Consider the following 22,196-nt stretch of genomic DNA (forward strand, 5'->3'; position numbering starts at 1 on the left):
CCCCGCTACACCGCCAGCCACACCGCCTGGTCGGGCCCCAGCAGGCCGTCATCAAGCGGCCCGCTGGCCAGGAGAAGCTCGGTGTGTGCGGGCAGCTTGCACGGCTCCGTCGAGAGGTTGACCACGCACAGGAACCCCGGTTCGCGGCTGAAGGACAGCACGCCCTCCGGGGCGTCCAGCCAGGTCATCGTGCCGTCGCCGAGGGCGGGGTGCTCGCGGCGGATGCGCAGGGCCGTGCGGTAGAGCTCCAGCATGGAGGCGGGGTCGCCGGTCTGGGCCTCGACGCTGAGTGCGGCCCAGTCGGCGGGCTGGGGCAGCCAGGGGTCGGCCGTGGTGTCGTCGGGGCTGAAGCCGTAGGGAGTGGCCTGGCCCGACCAGGGGATCGGGACGCGGCAGCCGTCACGGCCGCGGTCGGTGTGGCCCGAGCGTTCCCAGATCGGGTCCTGGAGGGCGGATTCGGGCAGGTCCTCGACCTCGGGGAGGCCGAGTTCCTCGCCCTGGTAGACGTAGGCGCCGCCGGGCAGGGCGAGCATCAGCAGGGCGGCGGCCCGGGCACGCCGGGTGCCGAGCTCCAGGTCGAGGGAGCCGTCGGGTTCGAACCGCGCGTTGGCCATCCAGCTCCGCGCGGCGGTACGGCCGTAGCGGCTGGGGTGGCGCATGACGTCGTGGTTGGACAGCACCCAGGTGGCGGGGGCGCCGACGGAGCTCAGCATGGCGAGGGAGTCGTCGATGACCGCGCGCAGGTCCTTGGCGTCCCAGCCGCACATGAGGAAGTCGAAGTTGAAGGCGGTGTGCAGGCCGTCCCGGCGGACGTAGGCGGCGAGGCGTTCGGGGGTGTCGGCCCAGGCCTCGGCGACGAAGGAGCGGTCGCCGGGGAACTCGTCGGCGACCTTGCGCCAGGCCCGGTATATCTCGTGCACTTCGTCGCGGTCCCAGTGCGGGTGGTCGACGTGCTGCCGGACCGGACCGTTCGCCTCGTCGCGGCGGGGCGGCAGGTCGGGCAGTTCGGGGTGTTTGATCAGGCCGTGGGCGACGTCGATGCGGAAGCCGTCGACGCCCCGGCTGAACCAGAACCGCAGGATCGACTCGAACTCGGCCCGCACCTCGGGGTGTTGCCAGTTGAGGTCGGGCTGCTGGGGTGCGAACAGGTGCAGGTACCAGTCGCCGTCGGGCAGCCGGGTCCAGGCCGGGCCGCCGAAGCAGGACACCCAGTCGTTGGGGGGCTGGGTGCCGTCGGGTCCGCGGCCGGGGCGGAAGACGTAGCGCTCGCGTTCCGGGCTGCCGGGACCTGCCGTCAGCGCGGCCTGGAACCAGGCGTGCTGGTGGGAGGTGTGGTTGGGCACGATGTCGGGGATGACGCGGATCCCGTGCGCGTGTGCTTCGGCGATGAGCTGTTCGGCGTCGGCCAGGGTGCCGAAGCGGGGGTCGATGGCGCGGAAGTCGGCGACGTCGTAACCGTGGTCGGCCATCGGCGACTTGTACCAGGGGTTGATCCAGACGGCGTCCACGCCGAGGGACTTCAGGTACGGCAGGCGGGAGCGGATGCCGGCGATGTCGCCGACGCCGTCGCCGTCGCCGTCGGCGAAACTGCGGATGTAGACCTGGTAGATGACGGCACTGCGCCACCAGGGGGCGGTGGGGGACACATGGCTCCTTGTGGAAGACGGGTGGTCACTTCGCGGCACCGGCCGTGAGCCCGGCGACGATACGGCGCTGGAACAGCAGCACCATCACGACCAGCGGAATGGTCACCACGACGCCCGCGGCCATCTGACTGCCGAACGGCGTCTGGTACGTCGTCGCTCCCGAGAACTTGGAGATGGCGACGGTCGCGGTCTGCATGCTCGGCTTGTTGGTCATCGACAGGGCGATGAGGAACTCGTTCCAGGCGGCGATGAAGGTGATGATCGCGGTGGTGAAGATGCCCGGCGCGGCGAGCGGGACGATGACCTTGCGGAAGGCCTGGCCGCGGGTGCAGCCGTCGACCATGGCGGCGTGTTCCAGCTCGTCGGGCATCTGCCGGAAGAACGTGGTCAGGTTCCACACCGCCAGCGGCAGCGTGAAGGACATGCTGGGCACGATCATGGACTGGTAGGTGTTGATCCAGCCGATGTCGGTGAACAGCTTCAGCAGCGGCACGACGATCGACACCACCGGGAACATCGAGGTGGCGATGATCAGCGTGAGGATCAGCCGCTTGAAACGGAACTCCAGCCGGGCCATCGCGTACGCGGTGAACGTGGCCAGCAGCAGCGACAGCGCCGTCGTGACGCCGGCGACGATCAGGCTGTTGAGCAGGGCCCTGGTGAAGCCCTGGCCCGGGCTGAACACGGACCGGTAGTTCTCGAGCGACACCGGGGAGGGGAACAGGGAGGTGCTGAAGATGTCGCCGGTGCTGCGGAGGCTGGAGACCAGCATCCAGTAGAAGGGGGCCAGGCAGTAGACCACCACCAGGGCGATGCCCAGATAGGGCAGCCATTGCCGCCACTTGGCCGTGAGGGTCATGCCGTCACCTCCCGGACGCGGCGGCGCGGCGTTGCGACGGCGTGGCTCTTGCGTTTCTTCGTCCCGCCGACGCCCCCGATGAGGTCGGCGCCGAGCAACCGGACGAAGGCGAGCGCGATGAGGAAGACGTAGAGGAAGAGGAGCACCGCGTAGGCGGAGGCCGGTCCGAAGCGGACGTTGGAGGCCTCGTTCTGCGCGAGCATCGACAGCGTCTCGACGGAGCCCTTCTGGGCGCCGATGAGGATGTAGGGCAGGTCGAACATCCGCAGCGCGTCCAGACAGCGGAACAGCACCGCGACCATCAGCGCGGGCTTCACCAGCGGCAGGGTGATGCGCCAGAACTGCTGGAGGGCGCTCGCCCCGTCGAGCCGGGCCGCCTCGTAGACCTCCTTCGGGATCACCTGGAGGCCGGCCAGGACCAGCAGGCCGATGAAGGGGGCGGTCTTCCACACGTCGGCGATGACGACCGCGATCTTGGCGGAGAAACCGTCGGCGGTCCACAGGACCTGGTGGCCGAGGAGGACGTTGGCGATCCCGTCGGCGTTGAAGATCCACTTCCAGAGCAGTCCGGAGATGGCCGTGGGGATCGCCCAAGGGACGAGGATGCCGGCCCGCACCAGGGACCGGCCCCGGAAGGCCCGGTGCATGATCAGTGCCATGGCGACGCCGATCACGGTCTCCAGCGACACCGTGACGGCGGTGAAGAAGGTGGTGTTCCAGAAGGCGTTCCAGAAGCGGTCGCCGGCCTGGGTGAAGATGTCGGTGTAGTTCTTCAGCCCGACGAACGGCTCGGTGTTGCTGATGAACCCGGTCTTCGGGTCCAGCCCCTTCGGCCCGTACAGGGACTCGTCGAGTGCCATGAGCGTCGGGTAGAGCACGACGACCGTCAGCACCAGCAGCGTCGGGGAGACGAGGAGCGCGGCCAGGCGGCCGGTGCCCGCGGTGGCCCGGGGGCGGCGGCGCCGGGGGCGTTCGGGGGCCGGGGGCCGCCCGGGGCGGCGGGCGGCCGCCGTCCCGGGCGCGTGCGGGGCGGTGTCGGGCGGGATCGCGGTGCCGGCCATGACCCGCGGCCTCACTGCGCCGTCAGCTTCTGAAGGTCCCCCTGGAGGTCCTTCAGTGCCTGTGCGCTGCTCTTCTTCCCGGTGAGCGCGGCGTAGACCTCGTTCTGGATCGCGGCGGTCACGTCCCCGTACTGCACGACGCGCGGGCGCGGCACGGCCTTCGTGATCGACTGCTTGAGGTCGGGCAGGTACGGATACTGCTTGTCCAGGGACGCGTTGTCGTAGAGGTCGGCGTAGGGCGGGGCGAGGGAGGCGTTCTTGAGGAAGTAGGTCGCGCTCTCCTCGCTGGTGAAGAACTTCATGAAATCCAGTGCCGTGGCCTTGTTCTTGGCGAAGGACGACAGGGCCAGGTTGGAGCCGCCGAGGCTGGAGGCGCCGGGGCCCGTCAGCCCGGGCAGGGGTGCGACGGCGAACTTGCCCTTGATGGCGCTCTTCTGGGCGAGGGAGTACACGTAGGGCCAGTTGTTCAGGAAGATCAGCTTGCCTGCCTGGAACGCCTGGCGGCCGTCCTCCTCCTGGTAGGTGATGGCCTCCTTGGGGATCGTCTTGTCCTTGAAGGAGTTGACGAGGAAGTCCAGGCCCTTCTTGGCCTGCGGGGTGTCGACGTCGGGCTTGCCGCCGGCATCGACGATCTTGCCGCCGGCGGAGTTCACGGCCTCGGCGAAGTTCACCGTCAGTCCCTCGTACTTCTGGAACTGCCCGGCGTAGCACGACATGTTCTTCGCCTCGGGGAGCTTCTTCACCTTGGCGCAGTCGGCGGTCAGCTGGGCCCAGGTGGTGGGGGACCGGGTGATGCCGGCCTTCTTCAGCAGGTCGGTGCGGTAGAACAGCAGGCCGCCGTTGGAGCTGGCGGGGACGGCGTAGAGCTTGCCGCGGTACTGGCCGGTCTGCACGACCGGCTGGAGCATGTTGCCGAGCGGGAACTGCTTCGCGGGCAGCGGCTCGATCCACTGGTGGGCGGCGAACTCCGACGTCCACACGACGTCGGTGGCGAGCACCGTGTAGGCGTCGGACTTCGTCTCCGCGTTCTGGATCATCTGCTGGCGCTGCGAGTCGGCGTCCGTCGGCAGCTGGATGAAGGTGACCTTCTCCTTGGGGTGCGCCTTGTTCCAGCGGTTGATGATCGTCTGGACGGTGCCGGTGGTGTCCTTGCCGGCGACGTACGTGATGGGGCCGCGGCCCTTGAACGACGCAGGCGCGGCCTGCGTGGACTGGCCTGAGTCGCTGCCGCCGGACGAGCCGCAGGCGGTGAGGAGGAGTCCGGCGGCGGTGAGCGCTGCGGAACACTGAATCGCTCTGGCGGTGCTGGTCTTCACTGTCTCTCCTGGTCGTGATGGACCGACGTCGTGTCTGTTCCCCCGGAATGGCTTTGGTCATGAGATTGCGTTGCCACGGCATTCCGCTGATAAAAACCGCAGTTCACAGCGGACAAGAGGCGTCCCTCCGGGGCGACTTCGAACCTGTCGAGACAACGTTTGCACGCTAGGAGCGCCAGTCCGCGAAGTCAATGCGTTGCGACGTGGTAAGAAGGCAAGAATCAGGTGAGACAGCGCTGCCATCAAGTGCCATGGAGCGCAGGGTTCCTGTGCTAGCGTCCGGCGCATGCCACCAGGTCAGCGGCACCCCACGATGGCTGACGTCGCCGAACGGGCCGGGGTCTCCACCTCCACGGTCTCGCGCACGCTGCGCGGGCTGTCCACCGTCTCGCCGGAGGTCCGCGCCCGCGTCGAACAGGCCGCCCGGGAGCTGAACTTCGCGGTCTCGCGCCATGCCGCGAGCCTGGTGACGGGCAGGACGTGCAACGTCGCGGTGCTGGTGCCCACGCTCAGTTCGTGGTTCGTGGGCGCGGCCCTGTCGGGTCTCGCCCTCGTCCTGCGGGCGGCCGGCATGGAACTGACGGTCTATGTGATCCCCGGCATGGCCGAGCGCACGGCGTTCTTCGAGCGTCTCCCCGCGCGGCGCAACGCGGACGCGCTGCTGGTGTTCTCCTTCGACCTCACCGAGGAGGAGACCGCCCGCCTGGACAGCCTGGGCATGCCGGTCGTGTACGTCAGCCAGCACGTCGACGGCCGCCCGAGCGTCTACGTCGACGACGTGGCGGGCGCCCTGCGCGGCACCCGGCATCTGCTCAACCTCGGCCACCGCCGGATCGCCTACGTACGGACGGTGGGCACGGGCGGCTTCTCCTTCAGTTCGCAGGAGCGGCTGGTGGGTTACCGGCAGGCGCTGGCCGAGGCGGGGCTGCCCCTGGACGACGACCTCGTGGTCGCCACCCCGGCGGGCGACAAGCGGGGCGCCGCCGAGGCCGTCGGCAGGCTGCTGGGGCTGCGGGAGCCGCCCACCGCGGTCTTCGCCGAGCAGGACGAGGTGGCCGTCGCCGTGATCTGGACGCTGCGCGCGACGCGCGTCGAGGTGCCCGGGCAGGTGTCCGTGATCGGCTTCGACGACCAGCCGGTGGCCCAGTGGTTCGATCTGACGACCGTGGCCCAGTCGCCCTCGGCCATCGGCCGGGAGGCCGGCGCGCTCGCGCTGTCACTCGTCAACGGCCCCGGCGGGGACCGCGAGCAGCACGTCGTACTGCCCACCCATGTGATCCCCCGCACGACCACCGCCCCGCCTCCCGTGCCGCGGAGCACAGCCGAGAAGCTGTCCCGGCTGCCGCCGGCCTGACGTCAGGCGCCGTGCCCGCAAGACGCCCCCGGCCTAGACTCGGCCGAAAACGAGGGGGCGGTTGCGTATGACCACCGGAGAGAACACCGTGGGGGACGTCTTCAGCGCGGGGGCGCAGGAGTTCCACAGCTGGTCGCGGGTGCTGTGGGACCCGGTCGGCGAGGCGACGGCGGACGTGGCCGGCCTGACCGGCGGTGAGTCGGTGCTGGACGCCTGCTGCGGGGCGGGGGCGTCGGCGCTGCCGGCCGCGCGGGCCGTGGGGGCGGCGGGCCGGGTGGACGCCGTGGACCTCGCGGACGGGCTGCTGGCGATCGGGGAGCGCAGGGCACGCGAGGAGGGCCTGGCGAACATCCGCTTCCACCGCCACGAGGTCACCTCGTGGCCCGTGCCCGGCCCCGGCTACGACGTCGTGCAGTGCGGGCTCGGGGTGTTCTTCTTCCCGGACATGGACCGGGACTCGGCCGCGCTGACGCGGATGCTGCGCCCCGGGGGCCGGTTCGTCGTGACGGTCTGGGAGAAGGGCGCGCTCGGCGGCTGGCAGGCGGCGTTCCGGGGCGCGGTCCTGACGCAGCGCGATCTGCCCCGCCCGCCGCAGATGGACCAGCTGGCCCGGATCGACACCGCCGGCACCCTCGCGGCCTGGCTGACGGGCCTGGGCGGGAGCGAACCCCGGGTCGTCCAGCGGCGCTTCGAGGCTCCGCTGTCCCCGGAGACGGGGTGGACGCTGGCCACCGGAAGCGGGACGCGCCGGATGCTGGACGGGCTGTCACCGGTCGCCGTCGAGCGGGTGCGGGCCGAGTTCACCGCCCGGCTCACCGCCGACTCGGTCACCGACCTCGACGTACGCGTCCTGACGGGGACGGCCCGCTTCCCCGGCTGACCGGCCGGCCGGGCGGGGCGGCGGGCAGGAGGCCGCGGCCGGCCCACGCCCGCAGGGGCCGCAGACGCCGCTCAGTTCGAGGGTGTGCTCCAGCTCCGTGTAGCCCGTGGTCTCGGCGAGCCTGTCGGCCCACTCCTCGACGGCCTCCGCGTCCACGGGCCGGCTGCGCCCGCAGCGGCGGCAGATGAGGTAGTGACGGTGCCCGCCGGCCGGCCGCCCCAGGTAGAGCCGCTCACCGCCCTCGTCGCGCACGACGTCCACCAACCCGGCGCGGTCCAGTTCGCGCAGGGTGCGATAGACGGTGGTGAGCCCGACGGTGCTGCCGCAGTCGGCCAGCAGCGCGTGCAGTTCCTGTGCGGAGACGAACTCCCGGCAGCCGCCGAGGACATCGAGCACAGCCCGGCGCTGCCACGTACTGCGCAGCCCCGGCGGGTGGACGCGCTCCACGGCAGGGCTCTCCTCCGCTTCGCCCATCACTGGACTCCTTGCTCGGCCGGCGCGGTCATCGGCCTCCCATGCTAGGTGAACATGATTTTCACCGCGATGACCGGCTCGGGGCCCGCCCATGTGTCGGCGCCTGCGCAAACCGTTGACGGAGGTAAGAGCCCCACTTATCTTCTGATCGAATTCACGAACTGCGTTCGACATTGCGAACACAGTGGCCCCTTTTGGAGAACTCCCTTGAGACGCACAGCCGTCCGGCTGCTCCTGGCCGCCCTCGTCACCCTCGCGACCTGCCTCGCGGGCGCGCCCGCGCACGCCGCCGTGCCCGACTCCCCCGCCGTCACGTACACCAACCCGATCGCCGAGAAGCGGGCCGACCCGCACATCTTCAAGCACACCGACGGCTACTACTACTTCACCGCGACCGTCCCGGAGTACGACCGCATCGTGCTGCGCCGGGCGACCACCCTCCAGGGGCTGAAGTCGGCCCCCGAGACGACCATCTGGACGAGGCACGCCAGTGGCGTGATGGGGGCCCACATCTGGGCGCCGGAGATCCACTTCATCGACGGCAAGTGGTACGTGTACTTCGCGGCGGGCGCCACCAACGACGTGTGGGCGATCCGGATGTACGTCCTGGAGGGCACGGGCGCCAACCCGCTCACCGCCGCCTGGACCGAGAAGGGGCAGATCAGGACCCAGTGGGAGAGCTTCTCCCTGGACGCCACCACCTTCGTCGTGAACGGCGTGCGCTACCTGGCCTGGGCGCAGCGCGACCCGTCCGTGAACAACAACACCGACATCTACCTCGCCAGGATGGCCAACCCCTGGACGATCACCGGCACTCCGGTGATGCTGTCGCGGCCCAGCTACTCCTGGGAGACCGTCGGCTACAAGGTCAACGAGGGCCCGGCGGTCATCCAGCGCGGCGGCAAGGTGTTCATGACGTACTCCGCCAGCGCCACCGACAGCAACTACTGCCTGGGCATGCTCACCGCCTCCGCGAGCGCGAACCTGCTCAGCCAGGCGTCCTGGAGCAAGAGCCCCACGCCGGTGTTCGCCAGCAGCGCCGCGACCAGCCAGTACGGCCCGGGCCACAACTCCTTCACCGTCTCCGAGGACGGAAAGAGCGACGTCCTCGTCTACCACGACCGCGACTACAAGGACATCAGCGGCGACCCGCTGAACGACCCCAACCGCCGCACCCGCGTGCAGAAGGTCTACTGGAACGCGGACGGCACCCCGAACTTCGGCATCCCCGTGGCCGACGGCGTCACCCCGCAGCGCTTCTCCTCGTACAACCTCCCGGACCGGTTCATCCGCCACTACGACTACCGGGCCCGCATCGAGGCGAACGTCACCAAGCTCGCCGACTCGCAGTTCCGGGTCGTGCCCGGGCTGGCCGGCAGCGGCACCGTCTCGCTGGAGTCGGCGAACTTCCCCGGGTACTACCTGCGGCACGAGAACTTCGAAGTGTGGCTGGAGAAGAACGACGGCAGCGCGCAGTTCGCGTCCGACGCCGCCTTCCACCGGCGCGCCGGGCTGGCCGACCCGGCGGGCGTCTCGTACGAGTCGTACAACTACCCGGGGCGCTACGTCCGCCACTGGGAGTACCTGCTGAACGTGCAGGCGGTGAGCACGGCGACCGACCGCGCGGACGCCACCTTCTACGCCCAGTGACCAGGGAGTCGTCGCCCGTAATGCCCTGATTGTCTTCCCGGTGGGCGGGCACTCAGGGCGTGTGCACATTCAAGACGGCATGCGACCGCGCAGGGTTCTGCTGACCGGGTGGTTCAGCTTCCGGGACGGGGAGGCGACCGCCGGGGACGTGCTGGCCCTGCGCCGGGTGGAAGACGTACTGCTGGGCACGGGCATCCCCTACGACGTCGCCTGGAGTCCCGGCTTCCGACCGGAGGCCCTGCATCTGGACCGGCTGTGGCCCAAGGACTACTCCCACCTGGTGTTCGTGTGCGGCCCGCTGCACGGGCCGCAGATCGAGGAGCTGCACCGGCGGTTCGCGCACTGTGTGCGGATCGCCGTCGGCACCTCGGTGATCGACCCCGCCAGCCCGGCCGTGACCGGCTTCCACCGGGTGCTGCCCCGGGACGGGCCGGACAGCGAGCCGGTGGAGGACCTCGCGGCCCGCGCCCCGGACGCGCCCGCCCGGCCGGTCGTCGGGGTCATCCTCACGCACGGGCAGCAGGAGTACGGGGAGCTGCGGCGGCACGCGCAGGTCGCCGAGGAGGTGACGCGCTGGTTGGCCGGCAAGGACTGCGGCCGGCTGGAGCTGGAGACGCGGCTCGACACGCACGACTGGCATCTCAGTGCCACCCCCGCGCAGCTCCAGTCCGTGCTGGCGCGGCTGGACCTCGTCGTCACCGACCGGCTGCACGGGCTGGTCATCGCGCTGCGGGTCGGAACCCCGGTGCTGGCCGTCGACCCGGTCGAAGGCGGCGCGAAGATGACCGCGCAGGCCCGGGCCTGCGGCTGGCCCGCGCTGGTGCCCGCCGAACGGCTGGACGTCGGGCAGTTGGACCGCTGGTGGGACTGGTGTCTGACCGGCGGCCGGGTCACCGCCCGGCAGATCCGTGACGGGTTCCGTGAGGGCACCGTGCCGGACAGCGCGGACCGGCTCGTCGAGGCGCTGGCGCGGCCGGTCCCCGGTTAGTTCCCGGGTTTCACGGGGCACCCGCTTGTACGTCCGCCGCTGTAGTCCCCCGTCGCACGTCCCCCGCCTGTACGTCCCCGTGGTACGTCCCCCCGGGAGGAGAGACGGTCCGGCCGCCCGGAAGGAGAAAGCGCGTGTCCATCGGCCGACTTCCCGAGAACGAGCAGCGCATCCTCGACGAGATGGAACGCGCGCTGCGCCGCGACCGCCGCCTCGACCGCCGGCTGCGCACCCTGCGACTGAGCCGCCGCCCCGACCCCGCCCGGCTGCTGACCCGCCTCGGCTCCTACCGCCCCCGGATCTGGACGGTGGCGGTCCTGCTCGCGGTGTCGGCCGGGCTGATGGTGGCCGGGATCGTCACCTCCGAGCCGGGGGTGATCTGGGCCTTCGCCGCCCTCTGGCCGCCGACGCTGTTCGCCCTGTTCCGGCTGATGTGCCGGTGGTGCGGGGGCTGAGCGTCCACCGCTGATCCGACGGGCTGAACCCGCACCCCGCGTCGGGGGGTGCGGGTTCAGCCCGTGTAGCGGCGGGCCTTCGAAGCGCGCTGGGCCGGTTCCAGCAGGCGCAGGCGGGACTCGACCTGGTGCGGGAGGACGCGGCGTTCGCGCAGCACCCAGGGGAGGGCGGAGGCGGCCTCGGCGAAGGCGCGCAGGGACGCGGTGTCGCGCGGCACCGTGCGGGCCAGGTCCACGGTCCGGCGCAGGGCGGGACCGGCCGGGCGGCGCAGCCAGGTGAACCACAGGGTGTTGCGGATGCCGTGGGACCGGCGCAGGGTGGCGTCCCGGGCCAGGGACGGGTGGTGGTGCACCACCAGGTGGTCGGCGTACGTCAGCCACCATCCGTCGGCCGCCAGGTCCGCGGCGAGCAGCTCCTCCTCGCCGCCCAGCCACAGCCGCGGATGGAAACCGCCCGCCGCCCGGAACGCGTCGGTGCGCAGCACGGTCGCGGCGGCCAGGAAGGAGCCGAGGGCCGGCCCGGGCAGCCAACCGGGCCCCGGGACAGGCGAGTTGCGCAGTTCCTCGACGATCGGGTCGTCGGTGCCGTCCGGTTCGACGACGATCCGGGCCGTGACCGAGCCCACGGCCGGGTACCGGTCGAGCAGGTCGGCGGCCCCCGCCAGCGATCCCGGTGCCCACCAGGAGTCGTCGTCGCAGAAGGCGACATAGGGCGTGCGGACCTGGCGGATGGCCAGGTTGCGGCCCACGGCGCCGAGGTTGCGGCCGGGCCGCAGCAGCCGGACCCACGGGTGACTGCGGGCGACGGCGTCGGCGGTGCCGTCCGTGGAGCCGTTGTCGGTGACGATCACCGGTGGCTTCTCCGGCAGTTCGGCGAGCCGGTCGAGCGTGCGCAGCAGCTCCCGCCGACGGTTGTGGGTGATGACGACGACGGTGGTACGGGGGTCGGTCATGCGGCGGCTCCCTCCAGCAGGCGCGCGGCCCGCTCCACGTGCGGCGGCAGGGGCCTGCGGGCACGCAGGGCTGCCGGCAGCCGGGCGAGCGTCCCGCGCAGGGCCTGCCGGGCGTGGTCGTCGTGCCGGGCCTCGGCGGCGAGGGCCCGGGTGCGGGCGAGTGCGTAGGGCACGGGGCGGCGCAGCCAGGCGGTGAGGAGTTCGTTGCGGCGCTGCACGACCGGCCGGCCGGTGCGGGACGAGGGCGCGGGGTGGTGGTGGGCGATGATGTCCGGGCAGTGGGTGACGCCCCAGCCGCGGGCCGCCATGTCGTAGGCGAGGAGGGTCTCCTCACCGCCGAAGAACAGCAGCCGGTGGAATCCGCCCGCGTCCAGATAGGCGCTGCGGCGGACGACGGAGGCGCAGGCCAGGAAGCCCAGGACCTGGGTGCCGGGCAGGTCTGCGGCCGGCCCGAGGGGCGAGGCGGCGAGCACCTCGTTGAGCGGGTCCGGGTCGGCGGCGGGGCCGACGAGGGTGCGGGCGGCGATGAGACCGAGCCGCGGGTGCCGCTCGAACAGACGGGCCGCCCTGCTCAGGGCGCCGGGAGCCCACCAGGAGTCGTCGTCGCTGAACGCCACGTAGGGCGTGTCCAGGGCACGGGCGCCGTAGTTGCGGGCCAGGGCGCCGTGGTTGAACGGCAGCGCCAGGACGTGAACCTGCGGGAAGTCGCGGGCGAGCAGGGCGCGTGTGTCGTCGGTGGAGGCGTTGTCCGCGACGAGGATCCGGGGTCGTTCGGGGAGGGCGACGAGGTGGCTCAGGGCCTCGGCGAGGGCGGCGCAGCGGTTGCGGGTGGCGATGACGATGCCGACGGGTGTGGCGTCAGGACGTGGGATGGTCATCCTGCGGTGCCCTCTCACAGGTGTCGGATGCCGGGCAGTTCGTCGAGGGCGCCCAGCACGTCGTCGGGGGTGATGCGCAGCAGCGCGGGATCGGGGCGGCGGCCGTGCGGGTCGCCCTCCGGGCCGTACCACAGCGCGCGGTGGCGCGGGCCGGGCGGCGGGCCCCAGCGGCTCGGTGCGACCGGGCCGAAGAGGGTGACGGAGCATGTGGCATGGGCGACGGCGAGGTGGGCGATGCCGGTGTCGCCGCTGATCACGGCGTATGCGTCGGCGACGAGGGCGGACAGCCGGCGGAACGGGAGACCGCCGCCGAACACGTCGGTGTCGGGCAGACCGGCCTGCTTGGCGAGCCGGGCCACCAGGTCGCTCTCGTCCGCGCCGCCGGTCACCACGACCCTCAGGCCCCGGGCGCGCAGCCCGTCGGCGACCGCCGCGTACCGCTCGACGGGCCAGCAGCGGGCGGGTGATCCGGCGCCGGGGTGCAGCACGACCGCGCCGGGTGCCGGGGAGGCGGTGCTCGGCCGGGGCAGGTACAGGTCGCCCGGGTCGGCGTCGATGCCGTACGACTGGAGCAGCCGGCACCAGCGGTCGCGTTCGTGTTCCTCCGCGTACCAGGGCGGGCCGTCGATCTCGGGCATGTCCGGGTGGGCGAAGGCGAGCAGCTTCAGCGGACGCAGCCCCATCAGGAGCCGGTGGCTGGGCGGTCCGTTGCCGTGCAGGTCGACGGCGACGTCCGGCGGCGGACCGCTCCAGTCGAGCGCGCGCGGCACGCCCCGCCCCGGCGCGGAGGCGGGCAGCAGCCGGTCCACGGCCTCCGTCGCCTCGGCGACCGGACCCAGCTCGGCGGGCGCGGCCAGGACGAGCTCGTGCCGGGCGTGGGCCCGCCGCAGGGCACGCAGCGCGGGGACCCCGGCGAGGAGATCGCCGAGGCCCAGTGCGCGCAGGACGAGGAGGCGGGGCGACGTCGGTTCGCGTGCCGTGTCCGGTGTCATGGCAGCAGACTGCCGTGAGTCCTGCGTGTGTGCCCCCGCAGCCCCGCTCATCGGGTGCCGCCCGGCTGTCTGCCTCGCATCGCCGGTCATCGTGCTCCTTCCGCCGCCCGTTCCATCAGGGCCGTCGAGGAGCGGCCGTCGAGGTAGGGCAGGAGGACCGCCTGGCCGCCCCACTTCTGGAGGAGGGCGGCTTCCGGCAGGTCGGCGGCCGCGTAGTCGCCGCCCTTGACCCAGACGTCGGGGCGCAGGTCGGCCAGGAGCCGTTCGGGGGTGTCCTCGTCGAAGACGGCGACCGCGTCGACGCAGGCCAGCGCGCGCAGGACCCGGACCCGGTCGGCGAGCGGGTTGACCGGGCGGCCACCACCCTTGCGGCGGCGCACCGAGTCGTCCGAGTTGACGCACACCACCAGGCAGTCGCCGAGCCGCCGGGCGGCCTGGAGCAGGCCGACGTGGCCGGCGTGCAGCAGGTCGAAGCAGCCTCCTGCGGCGACGACGGTGCCGTGGGCGGCGCGGATCCGGGCGGCCAGGGCGTACGGGTCGTCGTCGCCGGGCGGCGGTGCCGGTGCGGCGTCCGCGCTCGGTACGGCGGCCGCTCCGCCCGCCGCGACGAAGCCGGTCGCCGCGGCGACGGCGCCCTCGACGGCCTCGGCGACCAGGACCCCGTCGGCGAGCAGCCCGGCGGCGGTGGCGGCGAACCGGTCCCCAGCCCCGCAGCTGTCGCCGGGGTGCGCGGCGGGCGCGGGGACGAGCAGCGGATGCTCCCCGTAGGACAGCAGGGCGCCGCGGGAACCGAGGGTGACCGCGACGGCGGCGGCCCGCCAGTGCCGAACGAGGGCGGCGGCGCTGTGGGCGGCGGCGTGCAGGTCCCGGCGTGCGGTTCCGTCCTGCGGGGCGAGACCGTGGGCCTCCTTCTCGGCCGGTGTCACCAGCCGGGTGCCGGGCACGGGGGCACCGCCGCGCGGGTGCGGGTCCCAGACCAGCGGCGGGCGGGCGACGAGGACATCGCGCAGGGCGTCGGCGGTGCCGCGGCCGTAGTCGGAGACCAGGACGGCGGGTGCCGCGCGGACGGCCTCCCGGGCGGCGTCCGTGGCCTCGCGGGTGCGGCCCGCGCCGCGGTCCAGCCGGACCACCGGTCGGTCCTGCGCGAGGACGCGGGTCTTCTCGGACAGCGGGCCGGTCAGGGGCAGCGGGACGAGGGTGAGCCAGGGCTCCAGGAGGCGGCGCAGCGCGCGGCTGGCCGGGTCGTCGCCCACTCCCGCCACCAGCGTGACGTCGCGGCCGTCGCGGGCCGCGAGGTAGGCGGCGAGTGCCGCGCCGCCGGGCCGGGTCCGCTCCCCGCAGTCGTCGACGACCGGCACGGGCGCGTCGGGCGCGAGCCGTTCGGCGCGGCCGGTCACGTCCCGGTCCAGCAGCGCGTCACCGACGACGACGAGGGGTGCCTTGCCGTTCATGTCACCTCCTGCCGTTGCCGTCGTGCCGCGGGTCACCGCCGTCACGCCACCGGCCGTCGCGGTCCCGCCGGCCGCCGTCGCCGTTCGGCCGACCGCCGCTGCCGTCACGCCACCGGCCGTCACCGTCACGCAGGCCGCCATGCCCGTCCTGCCGGCCGTCCCCGTCCCACCGGCCGCCATGCCCGTCCTGCCGGCCGTGCCCGTCCTGCCGGCCGTCGCCGTCCCACCGGCCGGCGTCGTGCCTGCGCCAGGTCCCGTTCCCCACCGCCGCGTCGAACGCCTCGCACACCATGTGCACCGCCACCAGGTGGAGTTCCTGCACGGTGGCCCCGGTCGGCGCCTCGACGCACAGGGACTCGTCGCTGCCCGCCATCAGCGGGTTGGGCGCGGGGCCGGTGAGGGCCCACACCCGCACGCCGGCCGCCCGGGCGGCATCCGCGGCGGACAGCAGGTTGGCGCTGGCTCCGCTGGTGGACAGCAGCATCAGGACGTCGCCGGGGCGGCCGTGGGCGCGCACCTGGCGGGCGAACACCTCGTCCACGCCGTAGTCGTTGGCGATGGCGGTGGTGCTGGAGGTGTCGGCGTGCAGGGCGATCGCCGAGAAGGCGGGCCGGTCGTCGCGGTAGCGGCCGACGAGTTCGGCGGTCAGGTGCTGGGCCTGGGCCGCGCTGCCGCCGTTGCCCGCGGCCAGCAGCCGGCCGCCGCCGGTGAGCACGGCCGCCAGGTGCTCGCCCCACCGCTGTGCGATGTGTGCCGAGGCGCGGAACGAGGTCAGGGCGTCCTGGAGTTCGTCGCAGTGGCCGGTGACGGGCGGGTGCACGGTCATCACGCCACCTCCTTCTGCTGTGCGTGTCCGGCGAGGACCTGGCGGTGGACCTGCTCCACGCCGTCGGCGACGCGCCGCCAGGTGTAGCGGTCGAGGACGCGTTCGCGGCCGGCGCTGCCGTAGCGCCGGCGCAGTGCGTCGTCGGCGAGGAGTTCGCGTACGGCGGCCGCGATCGACTCGGGGTCCTGGGGCGGGACGAGCCGGCCCGTGGTGCCCTCGGCGACGCTGTCACGGTGGCCGCCGACGTCGGTGGCGACGACGGGCACAGCGCAGGCCATCGCCTCCAGCGGCACGATGCCGAACGGCTCGTAGAGCGGGGTGCACAGCACCAGGTCCGCGCTGCCGATCAGGGCGGGCATGCCGTCCGGGTCCACCGCGCCGAGCAGCCGCACCCGGTCGGCCACGCCGGTGCTCCGCGCGAGCCGCCGCAGCCGCCGCGCCTCGGGGTCGTCGGCGAGCCGGTCGGCGGCGGGTCCGCCCGCGATGAGGAGTTCGGCGTCCGGGATCCGGGCGAGGGCCCGTACGGCCTGGTCGTAGCCCTTGCGCGGGACCAGTCGGCCGCAGGCGAGCAGCCGGTGCCGTGCGCGGGGTGCCGGGACACCGTCGGACCGTGCCCCGGGCCGGAAGTGCCCGGCGTCCACCCCGCAGGGCACCACGGACACCTGGCGCCGCGGCACGCCCAGCTCGGCCAGTTCGTGCACCTCGTCGGTGCAGGTGGCCAGAACGCGGGCGCAGCCGCGGCCGATCTGCCGCTCGATGCCGACGCGTTCGGGCGGGCTGGTGTCGAGCCTGCCCTGGTGGCGGCGCTTGACGGTGCCGAGGGCGTGGAAGGTCTGCACGACGGGCACGCCGTGCGGCTGGGCGCCGATCCGGGAGGCCATGCCGGACATCCAGAAGTGGGCGTGCACCACGTCCGGCCGCTCGTGGGCCCAGGCGCGGGCCAGCCAGGCGCCGAAGTCGGGCATGTACGGGAACAGTTCGTCCTTGGGGACGGGCTCGGCCGGTCCGGCGGGCACGTGCTCGACGACGGCCCCGCCGGGCAGCGGCACCCGGTCGGGCAGGCCGGCCGCGTCGCGCCGGGTGTAGACCGTCACGTCGTGGCCGCGCCGGGCCAGTTCCCCGCTCAGGCGGGCCACGTACACGTTCTGGCCCCCTGCGTCGACGCCGCCGAGCGCGGCGAGGGGACTCGCGTGCTCGGACACCATGGCGATCCTCATCGGGCCACCTCCTTCAGCAGCCGCTCCCAGTCGTCCAGGAAGCGGGACAGCCCGTAACGGGCGAGCGCCGCCGCCCGTGCTCCCTCGCCGACCATGCGCGCGTGCAGCGGGTCGGCGACGAAGTCCCGTACGGCGCAGGTCAGTTCGTCGATCCGGTTGGAGACCACTCCGGCGCCGGGCGGTACGGCTTCGGTGACCTCGGTGGTGGCGAGCGCGACGACGGGCATGCCGAGATGCATCGCCTCCAGCAGGGACAGGCCCAGGGAGGTCCAGCGGACGGGGTGGACGTAGACGCGTCGCCGCGCCATGGCCGAGTGCAGTTCGCTCTGGGTGAGTTCGTGGGAGCGGCAGTGGTCGGCGGGGATGCCGAGATGGCCGGCGAGGCCCTCGGTGCCCATGCCGAAGACGTCCAGCGGAGCCGCCTCGGCGAAGGCCGGCAGCAGGTCGGTGCCGGTGGTACGGCCGCGCCGCAGCGGCTCGTTGACGGCGACTGCGGCGCGTTCCAGCTCCCCGGTCCACAGCGGTCCGGGGTCGACGATGCCGTGCTCGATGACGGTGCTGGGCGTCGGACCCGCGTCCCACATCAGCCGGTTGAAGTGCGTGACGTGGACGAGGGTGACACCGGGGATGCCCGCTGCCGGGTGGCGGGTGTCGGGCACCTCGCCGTGCGGGGCGTTGTGCTCCAGGTACACCAGCGGCGGGCGGCGGCCCAGCCACCGGTCGACCAGGTCGAGTTCGTGCGGGCGTTGCAGCACGACGACGTCGATGTCCTCGTCCCGCAGCCGCTCCGGCGGCACTTCCACGACCGAGTCGGGCCAGTCCCAGGTGCGGGCACGGCCGAGTCCGTCGGGGCCCCGGTCGGGGGTGACGGGGACGACGTAGGTGTGCGGGCCCTGCACGAACGCGGTGGTCCACGACCCGTGCACGTGCCAGAGCAGGATCCTCATGCCGCCTCCCCCATCAGCTTCTCCACGGCGGTCACCACGTCGTGCGCGGTGACCGTGTCCAGGCAGGGATGACCGGGCACGGGGCACTCGCGCGCCCTGCTGTCCGCGCACGGGGCGTCCTGGTCGCCGAGCAGCACGTACGGGACGCCGTACGGCCGCCAGCGCTCGGCGGGGACGACCGGGGAGAACAGGGACACCACCGGGGTGCCGACGGCGGCGGCGAGGTGGGCCGGGCCGGTGTTGCCGGTGACGACGACGGTGGCGCCCGCGAGAACGCCGGCGAGTTCCGCGGCCCCGGTGCGGCCGCCGAGGTCGAGGGCGTGCGAGCCTGCGACGTAGGCGGTCAGGTCGCTCTCCCCCGCGCCGCCGGTCACCACCACGCGGTGCCCGGCGGCGGTCAGTTCGCGCACCGCCTCGGCGCAGCGGTCGGGGCTCCAGGCGCGGGCGGGGACGCTGGCGCCGGGGTGCAGGACGACGTACGGCTCCGGGCCGGTGAGCCCGGCGGTGGCGGGCGGCGGGAGCACTCGGGGCCGGCCGTCGTCGGCCGGCGGGAACCCGGCGGCCTCGGCGAGGTCGAGCCCGGCCTCCACCTCGTGGGCGTGCGGTGCGCGGTGGTGGCGTACGTCGAGGAGGGAGCCGGGGTAGTCCTCGCTGTCGGCGGCGATGAAGTCCACGCCGGCCAGGCGCAGCAGCAGCGCGATCGGCAGCGGGGACTGGTGGAAGGACGTCAGGACCAGGGCCGTGTCGGCGTCGATGGTGTCGAGGAGCAGCTCGACCTCCCCGCGGCCGACAGGCGGGGGCGTGAAGCCCACCCAGGGCGCGTCCCACACGAGGACGTCGTCGACGCCCGGGAGCAGCCGGGCGGCGGGCGCGCCGCGCGGTCCGCACAGGAGGGTGACGGTGTCGGCGCGGGCGGCGACCGCGCGGATCGCGGGTCCGGCGAGCAGGACGTCGCCGAAGCTGTCGAGACGGGTGACGAGTGCCTTCACGCGTCCCTCCCCCGCCCCGGGGCGGCCGTGAAGGCCTCCTGGATCGGGCGTTCGTCGGCGAGGACGCGGCCCCTCGGCGGTCCGTCCAGTACGGCCCGGACGGCGGTCAGCAGGTCCGGGGCGACATGGTCCGCGTCCGCGATCTCCTCGGGCCGGGTCTGCGCGGTGGGGACGAGGATGCCGTGGGCGCCGGCGCGGCGGGCGGCCTCCACGTCGGCCCCGATGTCGCCGATGACGACGAGGTCGGCGGGCTGGGTGCAGATCCGCCCGGCCGCCCACAGCACCATGCCGGGCTGGGGTTTGCGGCAGTGGCAGCCGTCGTCGGGGCCGTGCGGGCAGACGGCGAACACGTCGAAAGGGCCGAGGAGTTCGTCGACGCGGTGGTTGACGCGGCGGACGTCGGCGTCGGTGAGCAGCCCGCGCGCGACACCGGACTGGTTGGTGACGACTCCGGTGCGGATGCCGCGTTCGCGCAAGCGGGCGAGCGCCTCGCGGGCGCCCTCGACGGGGCGTACGCGGTCGGGGTCGGCGTTGTAGGGGACGTCCTCGACGAGTGTGCCGTCGCGGTCGAACAGCACGGCCTTGACCGGGCTCATCGTGTCACCTCCTGCCAGGAGGGGGCATGGCGGTGGCGCAGGGCGCCGGTCAGCCGGTGCCAGGTCGCGGCCGGCGGGATCAGCACGCTGGTCGCCAGCATGGTCGTCACTTCCTCGCGGGTGCGCGGGCCGGGCGCGATGCGGGCCCGGGCGAACTCCGCCGTACCGGCCGCCCAGCCGAGCGCGCAGGCCGCCGCGGCCCGGCCGTGTCCGGTGGCGGCGAGGGCGCACGCGGCAACGCCCGCGGTGGTGATCGCCGCGTGCTTGCGGATCCGGCCGCGCGGCGCGACCGCCTTGTCCCACCAGTCGGGTCCGTGCAGCTGCCGCATGAGGGCGTCGTCGGCGTTGCCGCGCTGCTGGCGCACGGACACCCAGCGGGAGGCGGGGCGCACGGGGTGGCGGGTGGTGCGGCGGCCCTGCCGGATGCGCCAGCCCGCGTCGAGGAGGCGCAGCGCGAGGTCGGCGTCCTCGCGGAAGGCGCGCCGGAAGCGTTCGTCGAAGCCGCCGACCTGCTTGAGGGCGTCGGTGCGGTAGGCCATGTCGGCGGTGATCCAGTGGGCGCGGGCGAGTCCGGCGGTGCCGCGTTCCCAGTCGGTGGGGCGGCGTTCGCCGGGCAGCGGGACGGTGATGTCGCCCTGGACGCCGGCGATGTCGGGCGTCGCCTCGGCGAGGTCCTCGGCCAGTTGGTCGGCCCAGTGGGGGCCGACCTGGACGTCGTCGTCGAGGAACACGGTCCACGGCGCGGTCACGGCCCGCAGTCCGGTGTTGCGGGCGGCGGCGGGCCCGCGTCCGCCGCCGGTCAGCACGGTAGTGCGTTCCCGCAGGTCGCCGAGGACGCTCAACGGGTGCTCCAGCTTTCCGGGTTCGGGGTCGGGCCGGTCGTCGACGAGGACGATCTCCTCGGGGCGCGGCCCGGTCGCGGCGGCGAGCGCGGCGAGACAGTCGGCGAGGGTGTCCCGTACGAGGGTGGGGATGACGACGGCGTACGAGGTCATGCCGCTGCCCTCCCCGTGTCGAACGCCCGCCCCCGGCGGACCGCGTACGGGCCGATGGCCAGCAGGTCGACGGGTGCGGAGCCGAAGCACTCCAGAGCGTCGCGCGGGTCGTCGACCATGGGCCGCCCGGCGGTGTTGAGGCTGGTGTTGACGACGACGGGGAGTCCGGTGCGCCGCTCGAAGGCACTCAGCATCCGCGCCACCAGGGGTTCGCGCCGTTCCTCGACGGTCTGGATGCGGGCGGTGCCGTCGACGTGCACGACGGCCGGGACGCGGTCGCGCCACTCCTGGGCGACGTCGTGCACGAACAGCATGTACGGGCTGGGCAGCGGGCCGCCGGAGAACAGGTCGGCGGCGCGGTCGGCGAGCACCATCGGGGCGACGGGCCGGAACTCCTCTCGGCCCTTGACGTGGTTGAGGCGTTCCAGGTTCTCGGCGCGGCCGGGGTGGGCGAGCAGGGAGCGGTGCCCGAGGGCGCGCGGCCCGTACTCGCTGCGGCCCTGGAACCAGGCGACGACCCCGTCGCGGGCCAGTTCCTCGGCGACGGTCTCGGCGATGTCGTCGGGCTTGTCGTAGGGGATCGCCGCCGTGTCGAGCCAGGCGCGCAGTTCGTCGTCGCTCCAGCCGCGGCCGAGGTCGGCGCCGGGCATAGGGCCGGGCTGTTCGGCGAGGTGCAGCGCCCCGCCCAGCGCGGTACCGGCGTCCCCGGCGGCGGGCTGCACCCACACGTCCCGGTACGGGCCCTTGGCCACGATCTTCGAGTTGGCGACGCAGTTGAGGGCGACGCCCCCGGCCATCGTGAGCGCCTCGCCCCCAGCCTCGCGGTGCAGCCAGTGCACGAGTTCCAGCAGGACCTCTTCGAGGACGGCCTGGGTGCTCGCGGCGAGGTCGGCGTGGTCCTGGTTCCAGGGTTCGCCCTTGGCGCGGGGTGGGGCGAAGGCGGCCCAGTCGACTCCGTGGGCGCGAAAGCCGCCGTGGCCGGTCGCGTGGACGTACTGGCGCAGCTGCGGCAGGAAGCGCGGGGTGCCGTAGGAGGCGAGGGCCATCACCTTGTACTCGTCGCTGCTGCGGAGGAACCCGAGGTGTTCGGTGAGGTCCTCGTAGACCAGGCCGAGGGAGTCGGGCAGCGCCTGGGTGGCGAGGGTGTCGAGCTTGCCGTCGCGGTAGCGGCCGGCCAGGTGGGAGGCGGCCTCGCCGCGGCCGTCCAGGACGAGGACGGCGCTGTCGGGGTGCGGGGAGGCGGGCCCGGCGGAGGCGGCGTGCGCGACGTGGTGGGGGACGAAGACGACCCGCTCGGGATCGAGGCCGGGCAGGGCCTCGGCGAGGAACTCGGGGGCGCGGCGCGCGTACTCCAGGCGCAGCGGGTCCCAGGGGTCGTTCAGGCCCATGTCGCGGGCGGGCCGGGCCAGCTTCGGGTCGAAGGAGTAGGTGACGGCGTCCAGGTCTGAGGGCTTCAGGCCCGCCTGCTCCAGGCACCAGCGGGCGGACAGCTCGGGCAGTTCCCACGCGGAGAACGGCAGCGGGCGCTTGCCGTGCTTGCGCCGGCTGAAGCGCTCCTCCTCGGCGGCCGCCACCGTGTGGCCGTCGACGACGAGAGCTGCGGCCGGGTCGTGGAACAGGGCGTTGATACCAAGGATGCGCATGTGCTCCGTCCCGAGCTGTGTGGCGT

General features: G+C 73.4%; 21 protein-coding genes. 5 read left to right on the forward strand and 16 right to left on the reverse strand.

The window, feature by feature from the left end; translation table 11 throughout:
- Window positions 1-5: 5 nt before the first annotated feature.
- The 4 genes from AC07F0_RS38300 to AC07F0_RS38315 are packed head-to-tail and all read right to left on the reverse strand — an operon-like array spanning window position 6 to window position 4,882.
- A complete protein-coding gene (locus AC07F0_RS38300) occupies window positions 6-1,646 on the reverse strand; it encodes a glycoside hydrolase family 13 protein (RefSeq protein WP_478984796.1) in 1,641 nt (546 codons plus the stop codon).
- 25 nt (window positions 1,647-1,671) lie between these two features.
- Window positions 1,672-2,505, reverse strand: a complete 834-nt coding sequence (locus AC07F0_RS38305) for a carbohydrate ABC transporter permease (RefSeq protein WP_478984798.1) — start codon at window positions 2,503-2,505, stop codon at window positions 1,672-1,674.
- Window positions 2,502-3,566 (reverse strand): carbohydrate ABC transporter permease, encoded by a 1,065-nt coding sequence (locus tag AC07F0_RS38310; RefSeq protein ID WP_478984800.1) that lies wholly within the window; start codon window positions 3,564-3,566, stop codon window positions 2,502-2,504. Before AC07F0_RS38310 ends, AC07F0_RS38305 begins: the two co-directional genes overlap by 4 nt.
- A gap of 11 nt (window positions 3,567-3,577) precedes the next feature.
- Window positions 3,578-4,882 (reverse strand): ABC transporter substrate-binding protein, encoded by a 1,305-nt coding sequence (locus tag AC07F0_RS38315; RefSeq protein ID WP_478984802.1) that lies wholly within the window; start codon window positions 4,880-4,882, stop codon window positions 3,578-3,580.
- A 313-nt stretch (window positions 4,883-5,195) separates the two neighbouring features.
- On the opposite strand from AC07F0_RS38315, the gene AC07F0_RS38320 reads away from it, so the two are divergent.
- Window positions 5,196-6,236, forward strand: a complete 1,041-nt coding sequence (locus AC07F0_RS38320; protein ID WP_478984859.1) for a LacI family DNA-binding transcriptional regulator — start codon at window positions 5,196-5,198, stop codon at window positions 6,234-6,236.
- A gap of 67 nt (window positions 6,237-6,303) precedes the next feature.
- Window positions 6,304-7,116 (forward strand): class I SAM-dependent methyltransferase, encoded by an 813-nt coding sequence (locus AC07F0_RS38325; RefSeq protein WP_478984803.1) that lies wholly within the window; start codon window positions 6,304-6,306, stop codon window positions 7,114-7,116.
- Here the strand turns inward: AC07F0_RS38325 and AC07F0_RS38330 are convergent.
- Window positions 7,003-7,590: a Fur family transcriptional regulator gene (locus AC07F0_RS38330; RefSeq protein WP_478984804.1), complete on the reverse strand. Its 588-nt coding sequence runs from the start codon at window positions 7,588-7,590 to the stop codon at window positions 7,003-7,005. The genes AC07F0_RS38325 and AC07F0_RS38330 overlap by 114 nt on opposite strands.
- A gap of 207 nt (window positions 7,591-7,797) precedes the next feature.
- On the opposite strand from AC07F0_RS38330, the gene AC07F0_RS38335 reads away from it, so the two are divergent.
- The 3 genes from AC07F0_RS38335 (at window position 7,798) to AC07F0_RS38345 (ending at window position 10,683) form a co-directional block, all read left to right on the forward strand.
- The gene (locus tag AC07F0_RS38335; RefSeq protein WP_478984805.1) at window positions 7,798-9,240 is read left to right on the forward strand and encodes a family 43 glycosylhydrolase; all 1,443 of its coding nucleotides are present in this window, start codon (window positions 7,798-7,800) and stop codon (window positions 9,238-9,240) included.
- A 79-nt stretch (window positions 9,241-9,319) separates the two neighbouring features.
- Entirely contained in the window at window positions 9,320-10,228 is a 909-nt protein-coding gene (locus AC07F0_RS38340; RefSeq protein WP_478984806.1) for a polysaccharide pyruvyl transferase family protein, read from the forward strand.
- A gap of 134 nt (window positions 10,229-10,362) precedes the next feature.
- Window positions 10,363-10,683 carry a DUF3040 domain-containing protein gene (locus tag AC07F0_RS38345; RefSeq protein WP_478984807.1) on the forward strand — a complete coding sequence of 107 codons (321 nt, stop codon included), beginning with the start codon at window positions 10,363-10,365 and terminating at the stop codon, window positions 10,681-10,683.
- A gap of 56 nt (window positions 10,684-10,739) precedes the next feature.
- Here the strand turns inward: AC07F0_RS38345 and AC07F0_RS38350 are convergent, their stop codons facing one another.
- The 11 genes from AC07F0_RS38350 to AC07F0_RS38400 form a co-directional block, all read right to left on the reverse strand.
- Window positions 10,740-11,636, reverse strand: coding sequence for a glycosyltransferase family 2 protein (locus tag AC07F0_RS38350; RefSeq protein ID WP_478984809.1), 897 nt, complete (start codon window positions 11,634-11,636; stop codon window positions 10,740-10,742).
- Window positions 11,633-12,514 carry a glycosyltransferase family 2 protein gene (locus AC07F0_RS38355; protein WP_478984811.1) on the reverse strand — a complete coding sequence of 294 codons (882 nt, stop codon included), beginning with the start codon at window positions 12,512-12,514 and terminating at the stop codon, window positions 11,633-11,635. The genes AC07F0_RS38350 and AC07F0_RS38355 overlap by 4 nt, the downstream gene beginning before the upstream one ends.
- A 14-nt stretch (window positions 12,515-12,528) precedes the next feature.
- Window positions 12,529-13,506, reverse strand: a complete 978-nt coding sequence (locus AC07F0_RS38360) for a glycosyltransferase family 9 protein (protein WP_478984813.1) — start codon at window positions 13,504-13,506, stop codon at window positions 12,529-12,531.
- A gap of 86 nt (window positions 13,507-13,592) precedes the next feature.
- Window positions 13,593-14,957, reverse strand: a complete 1,365-nt coding sequence (gene rfaE2, locus AC07F0_RS38365; RefSeq protein ID WP_478984814.1) for a D-glycero-beta-D-manno-heptose 1-phosphate adenylyltransferase — start codon at window positions 14,955-14,957, stop codon at window positions 13,593-13,595.
- 1 nt (window position 14,958) lies between these two features.
- A complete protein-coding gene (locus AC07F0_RS38370) occupies window positions 14,959-15,783 on the reverse strand; it encodes a D-sedoheptulose-7-phosphate isomerase (RefSeq protein ID WP_478984816.1) in 825 nt (274 codons plus the stop codon).
- Window positions 15,783-17,000 (reverse strand): glycosyltransferase, encoded by a 1,218-nt coding sequence (locus tag AC07F0_RS38375; RefSeq protein ID WP_478984818.1) that lies wholly within the window; start codon window positions 16,998-17,000, stop codon window positions 15,783-15,785. The genes AC07F0_RS38370 and AC07F0_RS38375 overlap by 1 nt, the downstream gene beginning before the upstream one ends.
- A complete protein-coding gene (locus AC07F0_RS38380; RefSeq protein ID WP_478984820.1) occupies window positions 16,997-17,947 on the reverse strand; it encodes a glycosyltransferase in 951 nt (316 codons plus the stop codon). Before AC07F0_RS38380 ends, AC07F0_RS38375 begins: the two co-directional genes overlap by 4 nt.
- Window positions 17,944-18,936: a glycosyltransferase family 9 protein gene (locus AC07F0_RS38385; protein WP_478984821.1), complete on the reverse strand. Its 993-nt coding sequence runs from the start codon at window positions 18,934-18,936 to the stop codon at window positions 17,944-17,946. The genes AC07F0_RS38380 and AC07F0_RS38385 overlap by 4 nt, the downstream gene beginning before the upstream one ends.
- Complete coding sequence (locus AC07F0_RS38390) at window positions 18,933-19,532, reverse strand: D-glycero-alpha-D-manno-heptose-1,7-bisphosphate 7-phosphatase (RefSeq protein ID WP_478984822.1); 600 nt, start codon at window positions 19,530-19,532, stop codon at window positions 18,933-18,935. The genes AC07F0_RS38385 and AC07F0_RS38390 overlap by 4 nt, the downstream gene beginning before the upstream one ends.
- Window positions 19,529-20,527, reverse strand: coding sequence for a glycosyltransferase family 2 protein (locus tag AC07F0_RS38395; RefSeq protein WP_478984825.1), 999 nt, complete (start codon window positions 20,525-20,527; stop codon window positions 19,529-19,531). Before AC07F0_RS38395 ends, AC07F0_RS38390 begins: the two co-directional genes overlap by 4 nt.
- The gene (locus AC07F0_RS38400) at window positions 20,524-22,170 is read right to left on the reverse strand and encodes a carbamoyltransferase family protein (RefSeq protein WP_478984826.1); all 1,647 of its coding nucleotides are present in this window, start codon (window positions 22,168-22,170) and stop codon (window positions 20,524-20,526) included. The genes AC07F0_RS38395 and AC07F0_RS38400 overlap by 4 nt, the downstream gene beginning before the upstream one ends.
- Window positions 22,171-22,196: the final 26 nt, after the last annotated feature.

The organism is Streptomyces sp. NPDC045955 (assembly GCF_056430805.1).